The 10,624-nt window shown below is 63.2% G+C and carries 10 protein-coding genes; 8 read left to right on the top strand and 2 right to left on the bottom strand.

The window, feature by feature from the left end; genetic code table 11:
• From GCN78_RS28580 to ppnP, 6 genes are all read left to right on the top strand, one after another.
• Nucleotides 1-390, top strand: a 390-nt coding sequence (locus GCN78_RS28580) for a tetratricopeptide repeat protein (RefSeq protein ID WP_413465252.1), incomplete at its 5' end; no start/stop codon positions are given.
• A gap of 9 nt (nucleotides 391-399) precedes the next feature.
• The gene (locus GCN78_RS28575; protein WP_152254712.1) at nucleotides 400-1,086 is read left to right on the top strand and encodes a chemotaxis protein CheW; all 687 of its coding nucleotides are present in this window, start codon (nucleotides 400-402) and stop codon (nucleotides 1,084-1,086) included.
• Nucleotides 1,083-3,386, top strand: a complete 2,304-nt coding sequence (locus tag GCN78_RS28570) for a hybrid sensor histidine kinase/response regulator (RefSeq protein ID WP_152254711.1) — start codon at nucleotides 1,083-1,085, stop codon at nucleotides 3,384-3,386. The genes GCN78_RS28575 and GCN78_RS28570 overlap by 4 nt, the downstream gene beginning before the upstream one ends.
• Before the next feature lie 10 nt (nucleotides 3,387-3,396).
• Complete coding sequence (cheB, locus tag GCN78_RS28565; RefSeq protein WP_152254710.1) at nucleotides 3,397-4,449, top strand: chemotaxis-specific protein-glutamate methyltransferase CheB; 1,053 nt, start codon at nucleotides 3,397-3,399, stop codon at nucleotides 4,447-4,449.
• A gap of 10 nt (nucleotides 4,450-4,459) precedes the next feature.
• On the top strand, nucleotides 4,460-5,485 hold the full coding sequence (locus GCN78_RS28560; protein WP_152254709.1) for a diguanylate cyclase: 1,026 nt from the start codon (nucleotides 4,460-4,462) through the stop codon (nucleotides 5,483-5,485).
• Nucleotides 5,486-5,510: 25 nt separating this feature from the next.
• On the top strand, nucleotides 5,511-5,825 hold the full coding sequence (gene ppnP / locus GCN78_RS28555) for a pyrimidine/purine nucleoside phosphorylase (RefSeq protein ID WP_152254708.1): 315 nt from the start codon (nucleotides 5,511-5,513) through the stop codon (nucleotides 5,823-5,825).
• 111 nt (nucleotides 5,826-5,936) lie between these two features.
• Here the strand turns inward: ppnP and murB are convergent, their stop codons facing one another.
• Nucleotides 5,937-6,965 (bottom strand): UDP-N-acetylmuramate dehydrogenase, encoded by a 1,029-nt coding sequence (gene murB, locus GCN78_RS28550; protein ID WP_152254707.1) that lies wholly within the window; start codon nucleotides 6,963-6,965, stop codon nucleotides 5,937-5,939.
• 186 nt (nucleotides 6,966-7,151) lie between these two features.
• Here murB and GCN78_RS28545 point away from each other — a divergent pair, with 186 nt between their 5' ends.
• Together GCN78_RS28545 and GCN78_RS28540 are read left to right on the top strand one after the other, a co-directional pair.
• Nucleotides 7,152-7,637: a YajQ family cyclic di-GMP-binding protein gene (locus tag GCN78_RS28545; protein WP_034759416.1), complete on the top strand. Its 486-nt coding sequence runs from the start codon at nucleotides 7,152-7,154 to the stop codon at nucleotides 7,635-7,637.
• 183 nt (nucleotides 7,638-7,820) lie between these two features.
• Entirely contained in the window at nucleotides 7,821-9,086 is a 1,266-nt protein-coding gene (locus GCN78_RS28540) for a nitronate monooxygenase (protein WP_152254706.1), read from the top strand.
• 53 nt (nucleotides 9,087-9,139) lie between these two features.
• On the opposite strand, the gene GCN78_RS28535 is transcribed toward GCN78_RS28540, so the two are convergent.
• Nucleotides 9,140-10,438 carry a leucine-rich repeat-containing protein kinase family protein gene (locus GCN78_RS28535; protein WP_152254713.1) on the bottom strand — a complete coding sequence of 433 codons (1,299 nt, stop codon included), beginning with the start codon at nucleotides 10,436-10,438 and terminating at the stop codon, nucleotides 9,140-9,142.
• Nucleotides 10,439-10,624: the final 186 nt, after the last annotated feature.

The raw sequence follows: 10,624 nt of genomic DNA, 5'->3' as shown, positions 1-10,624 counted from the left end.
CCCGTCGCGCCGGCCACGCCGCGCACGCGCCCCGTGTCCGTGCCCCCGCCGGCGCCGGCGCCGGCCGCGCAAGCCGATTTGCTGGCCGAGGCGCGCCTGCTGGCCGACCGTGGCCAGTTGCGCGAAGCGGGTGAAAAATGCCACGCCCACCTGGCCAGGGTGCCCGAGGCGGCGGAAGCGTATTTCATGCTGGGCATCATCAATGAACTGGCCGGCAAGATGGACCTGGCCGACGATTACTGGCGCCGCTGCATCTACCTGCAGCCCGACCATTACGAGGCGCTGTGCCACCTGTCGCTGCTGGCCGAACGCAATGGCAACCACACGGCCGCCGCCACCCTGAAGGCGCGCGCGGCGCGCATCTACCAGCGCCGCCAGGCGTCCAACTAAGGGGCAAGCATGACCAACCTCATCGCCACCGAGTCCCCCGCCGCCATCGACGACTGCTGGAATCATATCGGCGTGGTCGGCGACCAGAGCTGTCCCAGGCTGCCGGCCAACGTGCATTGCCGTAACTGCGACGTGTATGCGGGCGCCGCCCAGCGCAACCTGCAGAGGCCCGTGGACGAACACTACCGGCGCGACTGGGCCAGCCACTTCCGCCAGCTCGATGCGGGCGGCGAAGTGCGCGACAGCTCGGCGCTGGTGTTTCGCATCGGCCGCGAATGGCTGGCGCTGCCGACGCGCGTGTTCGACTCCGTGGCGCCGCAGGCCAAGCCGCACGCGCTGCCGCACCGTGGCGGGCGCGGCCTGTCGGGCATCGTCAATATCGGCGGCAAGCTGTATCCGTGCATGTCGCTGGCATCACTGCTGGGCATCGACGAACAGGGCGCGCCGCCGGCCCGCGGCCGCCACACGTTCGCGCGCCTGCTGCTGATGCGCTGGGAGGAACAGGCCTACGCGCTGCCCGTGGCCGACCTGCACGGCATCGTGCGCTATGCGTCGGGCGCCGTGCAAACGCCGGCGGCCACCATCAACAAGGGCCTGTCGCGCTATCTGTCGGGCGTCATCACCGAGGGCGACATGCGCATCGGCTGCCTCGACACGGCGCTGATCGGCTTTCAACTTGCGAGACTATTACGATGAGCCAGGACCAGCACGGCGACCTGAGTGCCTTTTCCATGCTGGACCTGTTCCGCATGGAGGCGGACAGCCAGACCCAGATTCTGACCGACGGCTTGCTGGCCATGGAACGCCATGCGGGCGACGCGGCCGCCGTCGAAGCGATGATGCGCGCGGCGCACTCGATCAAGGGCGCCGCCGCCATCGTCGGCCTGCAAGTGGTGGTGCAGCTGGCGCACGGCATGGAAGACAGCTTTGTCGCCGCCCAGCATGGCCGCTTGAAACTGACGCCGGAGCGGGTCGACGTGCTGCTGTCGGGCGTCGACCTGATCGTGCAACTGTCGCGCCTGGACGACGCGGGCGCCGAAGCGTGGCTGGCCGCGAATGCGGCGCAGATCGACCAGACCCTGAACGCTATCGCCGGCATCGCCGACCTGCCCGAATTGCCGGCCCTGCCTTCGGCGCCGGCGCCCATGCCAGCACCGGCAGCGGCGCCGGCGGAAGCGGCCGAGCCGCAGGCTCCCGTGGCCAGCGGCCTGGCGGGCGAAGAGCCGGAGTCGGCGGGGGTGCCCGCGCCGCGCGCCGGCGCGCCCGCCAAGGCGCCGGCGCAGAATTTCGACAAGCTGCTGTCGCTGGCCAGCGAATCGCGCATCAATGCGCACCAGATGCACCCGTTCATCGGCGCGCTGCAGCGCTTCAAGCGCAACCAGAGCAGCCTGTTTTCCGCCATCGAGCACCTGCACGAAGCGATTGCCCGCTCGGGCGACGCGGGCCTGATGGAAAAGTCGCTGCTGGCGCTGCAAAAGACGCAGCCCCTGAAGCAGTTCATGCTCGAGCACATCGCCGACATCGAAACCTATGAGCGGCGCCTGCTGGCCGTCTCGCAAGGCCTGGTCGACGAAGTGCTGGCCTTGCGCATGCGCCCTTTCCGCGACGGCATCCACGCGTTTCCCCGCATGGTGCGCGACCTGGCGCGCAGCCTGGGCAAGGAAGTGCGGCTGGAGATCGACGGCGAAGACACGCTGGTCGACCGCGACATCCTGGCAAAGATCGAAAGCCCGCTGAACCACATGCTCAGGAATGCCATCGACCATGGCATGGAAGGCCCGTACGAGCGCATCGACGCGGGCAAGGAAGCGCTGGGCACGATCCGCATGGAAGCGCGCCACCGCGCCGGCATGCTGAGCATCGAGATCAGCGACGACGGGCGCGGCGTCGACCTGGAAAAGATCCGCCAGTCCGTCATCGAGCGCAAGATGGCCAGCCCCGCCATGGCCGCCGCGCTGTCGCCGGGCGAGCTGCTGGAATTCCTGTTCCTGCCCGCCTTCAGCCTGAAGGCGACGGCCAACCAGTTGTCGGGACGCGGCGTGGGCCTCGACATCGTGCACGAGACGATACGCCAGCAAAACGGCACGGTGCGCCTGGAATCGGAGCCGGGCCGGGGTTTCCGCGCCCTCATCACCCTGCCGTTGACGCAGTCGATCGTGCGCGCGCTGGTGGTCGACGTGCACGGCGAAGCCTACGCCATCCCCATCGTCAAGGTGGAAAGCGTGGTGCGCGTGCCGCAAGCGGCCATCCATACGCTGGAAAACAAGCAATTCTTCGAACTCAAGGGCGAGCACCTGGGCCTGGTCTCGGCGGCGCAGGTGCTGGAACTGGGCGAGGCGGCCAACCAGGCCGACGACTTGCCGGTGGTGGTGATCGGGCGCGGCAAGCAAAGCTATGCGCTGGTGGTCGACGCCATCCGCGGCGAGCAAAGCCTGGCGGTGCAGGCCATCGATCCGATCTTCGGCAAGATGCGCGACATTTCCGCCGCCGCCCTGCTCGACGATGGCGAGCCGGTGCTGATCCTCGACGTGCCCGACCTGCTGCTGTCGATCGACAAGCTGCTGCACGAGGGCGGCCTGCACCAGCTGACGCAGGCGGACCACGCGCAGCAGCGCCGCGCCAAGCGCATCCTCGTCGTCGACGATTCGCTGACGGTGCGCGAGATGGAGCGCAAGCTGCTGCTGGCGCGCGGCTTCGAAGTCGATGTGGCCATCGACGGCATCGACGGCTGGAACGTGGTGCGCAGCGGCGAATACGACCTGGTGATCACCGACGTGGACATGCCGCGCATGGATGGCATCGAACTGGTCTCGCTGATCAAGAAGGACCTGCACCTGCACAAGCTGCCGGTGATGATCGTATCCTACAAGGACCGCCCGGAAGACCGCGCGCGCGGCCTGTCCGCCGGCGCCGACTATTATCTGACCAAAGGCAGCTTCCACGACGAGACCTTGCTCGACGCGGTGGCCGACCTGATAGGAGATGCCCGCTTATGAGTCGTGATTCATGAAAATTGCCATTGCCAACGATGTCGCCATGGCCGCCGAGGCCCTGCGCCGGGTGGTCGCCAGCACGCAGGAACACCAGGTGCTGTGGATCGCCCGCACGGGGCTCGAAGCCGTGCGCATGTGCGAGGGCAACCGCCCCGACCTGATCCTGATGGATCTGAACATGCCGGAGATGGACGGCGTCGAGGCAACGCGCCTGATCATGGAGCAAAGCCCGTGCGCCATCCTGGTGGTCACGGGACGCCCGCAGGACAACGTCAACCAGGTTTTTCGCGCGCTGGGCGCGGGCGCGCTCGACGTCACCGCCACGCCCGTGCTGCAGGGGGAAGTGGGGGGCGACAGCGAGCTGCTGGCCAAGATCAAGACCATCGGCAAGCTGATACGCCACAGCGCCGAACCGGCGCCGCCGCGCCAGGCGAACGGCAATGGCGGTGAACGGGGTGACGGCCAGGTATCGACCCTGGTGGCCATCGGCGCCTCGACGGGCGGCCCCTCGGCCGTGGCCAAGGTGCTGTCCGGCTGGACGGCGCCGCCCGGCTGCGCCATCGTCGTGGTGCAGCACATCGATGAAACCTTCGCCTCGCACTTCGCCAAATGGCTCGACGACCAGCTCAGCATGCCCGTGCGCGTGATCGCCGAAGGCGACGAACTGGTATCCGGTGCAGTTCTGATCGCCAAGACCAATGATCACCTGCTGCTAGATCAAAACTATCGTTTGGGTTACGATGCAGCACCGCGCGACTATGTTTACCGCCCCTCCGTCGATGTGTTCTTCAACTGCGTGGCGCAGCACTGGCGCGGCGACGCCATCGGCGTATTGCTCACAGGCATGGGGCGCGACGGCGGCGATGGCTTGCTCGCCATGCGCCGCGCGGGCAAGACGACCATCGCGCAAGACCAGGCCAGCAGTGCCGTCTACGGCATGCCGCGCGCGGCAGCCGAACTCGATGCGGCGCAGCAAATCCTGCCCTTGGATAGAATAGGCGCCAGCCTGCGCAGCCGCCTGGGCGCCAAGCTCAACAATGGGTGGGAGCCCTCCCCTAACATCTGAAAAGAATGCAATGCCAGAATTCTCCTCCAGTTTCACCCAGCATGAGCCAGCATTGACCGAATTCAAGGTCAGCGTGCTGCTGGTGGACGACCAGCTGATCATTGCCGAAGCCGTGCGGCGCATGCTCAGCGACCAGCAGGATATCGAATTTCATTACGTGACCGACGCCACGCAGGCGCTGGACACGGCGCTGCGCTTGCAACCGACCGTCATCCTGCAAGACCTGGTGATGCCGGGCATCGACGGCTTCGCCCTGATCCAGCTGTACCGCGAAAACGCGGCGCTGGCGCACGTGCCGGTGATCGTGATGTCGGCCAAGGATGACCCGAAACTGAAGGCGCACAGCTTTGCCGTCGGCGCCAACGATTACGTGGTGAAACTGCCGGACCGCCTGGAGTTGCTGGCGCGCATACGCTACCACTCCAATGCGCACATCAGCCGGCTGCAGCGCGACCAGGCTTTTCGTTTCCTGCGAGAAAGTCAAAAGAACCTGGCGGACGCGAATATTGAATTGCAGAAACTGGCCGCCCTCGACGGCTTGACGGGCATCGCCAACCGCCGCCGCTTCGATGAAACCCTGCAATTCGAATGGCAGCGGGGCCAGCGCGACAAGGCGCCGCTGAGCCTGCTGTTCTGCGATATTGACCACTTTAAAAGCTATAACGACCACTTCGGCCACCTGGCGGGCGACCTGTGCCTGAAAAAAGTCGCCGCCGTGCTGACGGAACATTTGAAACGCCCGGCCGACCTGGCAGCCCGCTACGGCGGCGAAGAGTTCGCCCTGATCCTGCCGGAAACGGAAGCGGCCGGCGCGTTGCTGATCGCCGAAGCATGCCGGCGCCACCTGGAAGGCTTGCAGATCGAGAACCCGGCGACAGGCACGGGCATCGTCACCATCTCGATCGGCGTGGCCACCATCGTGCCCTCCCCGGACTCGACGGTGGAGCAACTGATCAACCGCGCCGACCAGGCCCTGTACGCGGCCAAGCGCGGCGGACGCAACAGCGTGCTGAGCGCCGCTGACGTCGAGGACTGATTTTTAACAGCAAGGAAAGTGAAACATGAGCACACAACTGGACAATGTCAGCGTCGTCAAGAAGTCGAATATCTACTTTGACGGCAAGTGCATTTCACACAATGTCATCCTGGCCGATGGCACGAAGAAAAGCGTGGGCGTGATTTTCCCGTCTTCGTTGCGCTTCAACACGGGCGCGCCGGAAATCATGGAAATCGTCAGCGGCCTGTGCAAGGTGCGCCTGGCCGACGCGACGGAGTGGAACAGCTATGCCGCAGGCACGCAATTCAAGGTGCCGGGCAATAGCTATTTTGATATTGAAACGGTGGAGACATTAGACTATGTCTGCCACTTTGGTTAATCCACGCAGAAAAAACGTCCATGGCTGCGTTGCACTGCCTCGCCGTACTATGCGTACTGTCTTCGGCAATGCGCCTTGCCCTGAACATTTTTTCAAGCGCGGATTGACTATTTAGACAAACACAGGCTCGGGCGACAGGCGCACGCCATATTTCGCCTCCACATCATCCTGTATCGCTGCCGCCAGCCGGGTAATGTCCGCGCCACGAGCGCCGCCATTATTCACCAGAACCAGCGCCTGCTTGGGATACACTCCCGCGGGCCCCAGGTTTTTCCCCTTCCAGCCACACTGATCGATCAGCCAGCCGGCCGCCAGCTTTTCCGTGCCATCGGGCTGCGCATGGTGCACGAGCGCAGGGAAACGTTCCAGCAAGGCAAGACATTGCTCACGTGACACCACCGGATTCTTGAAGAAGCTGCCCGCATTGCCGATCACGGCCGGGTCGGGCAATTTTCGCCGGCGGATCGCCATCACCGTGTCGGCCACCTGCTGTGGCGTCGGTTCGGCAAGATTGCGCTCGGCCACGGCCTGCGCCAGTTCCGCATAGCGCAAGTTCGGCTGCCACTGGGCCGGCAAGGCAAACGTCACTTCCAGCACGATCAGCTCGCGCCCGTCCGCCTGCTTGAAGATGCTGTCGCGATAAGCAAAACGGCAGGCGTCGCGGTCCATGTCGAAGACGATGCCGCTGGCGCTGTGCATGACGCTCACGCTATGCAGATAATCCTTGATTTCAACGCCATACGCGCCGATATTCTGGATAGGCGCCGCGCCCACGGTGCCGGGGATCAGGGACAGGTTTTCCAGCCCGCCCACGCCTTGCGCCAAGGTCCACTGCACGAAATCGTGCCAGTTTTCACCGGCCGCGGCCGTGACGAGTATCGTCTCGAAATCCGCCTGCGCCAGGCGCATGCCGCGCGTGGCCATGTGCAGCACGACGCCGGGAAAGTCGCCCGTCAGCACGATGTTGCTGCCGCCGCCCAGTATCAGGCGCGGCATGGCGGACAAGGCGGGATCTTGCAGCGCGGCATGCAATTGGGCCTGCGAGGTGATACGGACGTAGGCGGCCGCGTTGGCCGTGATGCCGAAGGTATTCAGGCGCTGGAGGGAGTAATTGTGTTCGATGGTGAGCTCTGCAGACATGGGATAGCGATTATTTTGCTCGATTATAGAGTGAAACCGACAAAAAACCAGCGCAAGACAAGGGCAGGCCGTCCGTTGTCCGTTAAAATGTCGCATCTTTAACAGGGCCGTCCCATGGCGCAGAATCAGCCGCCAAGGCCTAGCGCGCCGAGCGTGCGCTCGCTTTAACAAGAAAAGGAACAGACCATGCCATCATTTGATGTAGTCTCCGAAGCCGATATGATCGAAGTCAAGAATGCCGTCGAGCAATCCAACAAGGAAATCACGACCCGCTTCGACTTCAAGGGCAGCGACGCCCGCGTCGAACACAAGGAAAACGAATTGACCGCGTTTGCCGACTCGGAATTCCAGCTCAGCCAGGTGCGCGACGTGCTGACCAACAAATTGACCAAACGCAAGGTCGATGTGCGCTTCCTCGACGAGGGCGACATCAAGAAGATCGGCGGCGACAAGGTCAAGCAGATCATCAAGATCAAGAACGGCATCGAATCGGATGATGCCAAGAAAATCGTGCGCGTCATCAAGGACAGCAAGATGAAAGTGCAAGCGAGCATCCAGGGCGAAGCCGTGCGCGTCACGGGCGCCAAGCGCGACGACCTGCAGGCGGCCATGGCCATGCTGCGCAAGGACGTGCCCGACATGCCGCTGGAATTTAACAATTTCCGCGATTAATTCCGATGCGGCGCACGCTGCGGCCCACGCTTGCACTGGCATGATGGCAAGCCGCGCCGGAGCGCCTGCCCGCTTGGAGTAGAATTGAAGCTGCGCACAGCTACATGCGCCCGCGCGCCTGATCGGCGGCGGGCTTGACCGTACATCTGGCTCAGTGATAACCACGGTAGTCTAAGGATAGCAATGAAACGTGTTGATGATTTCCGCCTGCGATTTGGCAAAAAAGAATATGTGCCCATCATGATAGGCGGAATGGGTGTGGATATTTCCACGTCGGAGCTGGCGCTGGAAGCGGCCCGGCTGAACGGTATCGGCCATATTTCCGATGCCATGGTGGAAGACGTGTCGGATCGCCGTTTCGACACCACCTTCGTCAAAGACAAGACGAAACTGTACAAGTTCAACATCAATAACAGCGACAAGGCCGTGGTGCAGTTCGACCTGGGCCGCCTGGCGGAAGCACAGCGCCTGCATATCGGCCGCACCATGGAAGCAAAAAAAGGCGATGGCTTGATTTTCGTCAATTGCATGGAAAAGCTGACCATGAACGGCCCGCGCGAAACCTTGCGCGTGCGCCTGAACGCGGCGCTGGACGCGGGCATCGACGGCATCACCCTGTCCGCCGGTTTGCACTTCGGCTCGTTTGCCTTGATGGCCGACCATCCGCGTTTCCGCGATGCCAAGCTGGGCATCATCGTCTCGTCCGTGCGCGCCTTGCAGATTTTCCTGCGCAAGAACGCCAAGCTGGACCGCTTGCCCGACTTCATCATCGTCGAAGGTCCATTGGCCGGCGGCCACTTGGGTTTCGGCATGGACTGGGCCAATTACGACCTGCACACGATCACGGCGGAACTGCTGGCCTACCTGAAGGCCGAACAGCTGGACATCCCGCTGATCGCCGCCGGCGGCATTTTCACGGGCAGCGATGCCGTCTCCTTCCTGGAAGCGGGCGCGGCTGGCGTGCAAGTGGCGACGCGCTTTACCGTCACCGAGGAATGCGGCTTGCCAAACAAGGTCAAGCAGGAATACTACAAGGCCTCGGAAGAAGACATCATCGTCAACGGCGTCTCGCCGACGGGCTACCCGATGCGCATGCTGAAGAACACGCCCGCCATCGGCGCCGGCATCCGTCCAGGCTGCGAATCGTATGGCTATCTGCTCGACGCGACGGGCAACTGCGCGTACATCAACTCGTACAACCGCGAAGTGGCTGCCCATCCGGAACAAAAAACCGTCGTCGTGATGGACAAGACTTGCCTGTGCACGCATATGCGCAACTTCAACTGCTGGACCTGCGGCCATTACACGTATCGCCTGAAGGACACCACGCATAAGCTCGACAACGGCGAATACCAGATCCTGACGGCCGAACACGTCTTCAAGGATTACCAGTTCAGCGTCGACAACCAGATCGCCCTGCCGGAAAAAGCAATCCAGGCAGCCGACTGAATCTTGTCAGCTTGAAATGAAAATGGCGCAGCCTGCGAAGGCTGCGCCATTTTTTATGCCGCAAGCATGTCCCGCAATGCCCGTTCGATCGCATCAAACCTTGGCCGCCGCGGCACCTCTTCCTGCAGGCAAGCGTCCAGCAAGGTCCGCAGGGCGGGCAAGGGCGTTGCACAATGCGCCATCAACTCGCCCAGCAGCACGCCAAAGGCGCGCGCCTCGATGCCCTGTAACAAGTCCCCTTGCTGCGAGCCGGGCGCAAACATGGAGGCCGCGCCAAAATCACCCAACAGGCAGGCGCCGCCGTCCGCATGCAGGATATTGTGCGCATACAGATCGCCGTGCATGATGCCGCGCGCATGCAACTGGCATACGGCCGAGGCAATGCCATGGGAAATCGCCAGCGCTTGCTGCGTACTGAAACGCAGGCCATCGGCATACACGTCGCGCGTGCACGATTCCAAGCTTGGCGGGCCGGCCAGATTGCGGAAGGCCGCATCGATGAGCGGCATGACGAGTCCCAGCGCCCCTTGCGGGTGTCCGTCCAGGGTGCCGAGGATGGGAATCAGGCCCGCATGCGCTCCCGCGCTGACGCAAGCGCCCATCTCGCTGCGCGGCAAGCCGTCGCTGGTCATCGCCCCCTTGAACACTTTGACGGCAACGTCCTCCACGCCATCGAGACGGGCACGGAAAATCACGCCGGATGCCCCTTCGCCCAGCTGCTGCGCCAGTTCCAGGCGCTGCCATGCCACGCCCGCCGCAGCTGTACCGGCCAGGGCCGCCAGCTCACGCGCTTGCGTGTAGGGATTGCCCGCATACGCAAGCCAGCTCAGGCGTGGCAGGGAGAACAGGCAGTCGGGCAGCGTCGTGTAACGGTTGGCGGCGATGCGCACCAGTTCCAGCCGATGGCAGTTCGCCAGGGATGCCGGCAAACTGTCCAGGCAATTTCCCGCCAACATGAGTTTCTGCAATTGCACGCACTGGCCCAGCGCATCCGGCATGGACTCGATGACATTGTCGGTCAGGGTGAGCCAGCGCAGCCTGGATGGCAAGGCCGCGGCCGGCACAAGACTGATCCGGTTCGCCTTGAAACCGATCATTTCCAACGCAGGACAGAAACCGAGCACGGCCGGCAAGGTAGTAAACAGGTTATTGGAGCAAAAGATGATGCGCAGCTTGTGCAGACGCGGCAGGTCGTCTGGCAGGGATGACAGCGCATTGCCCGACAGGTCGAGGATTTCCAGGCTGTCGGCCAGGTCGAAGATTTCGCGGGGGAACTCCGTCAAGCCGCAGGACAGCGTCAGGCGGCGCAGGCCAGCCAGTTGACCAGCGCGTAATTGTTCCAGTGTATGCACAGCAGACAAGATATCCCTTTCAAGGTGGCACGCGATCGATGCCATGCATTAAATCATTGGACGTAAAAAAACCCCAACCGGATCACCGGAAGGGGTTTTTTCGAATAACAAGCCTGACGATAACCTACTTTCACACTGGTTGCAGCACTATCATCGGCGCAAAGTTGTTTCACGGTCCTGTTCGGG

Source organism: Janthinobacterium rivuli (assembly GCF_009208735.1).
GTDB lineage: Bacteria > Pseudomonadota > Gammaproteobacteria > Burkholderiales > Burkholderiaceae_D > Janthinobacterium.
This window is presented reverse-complemented; position numbering and strand designations above follow the sequence as displayed.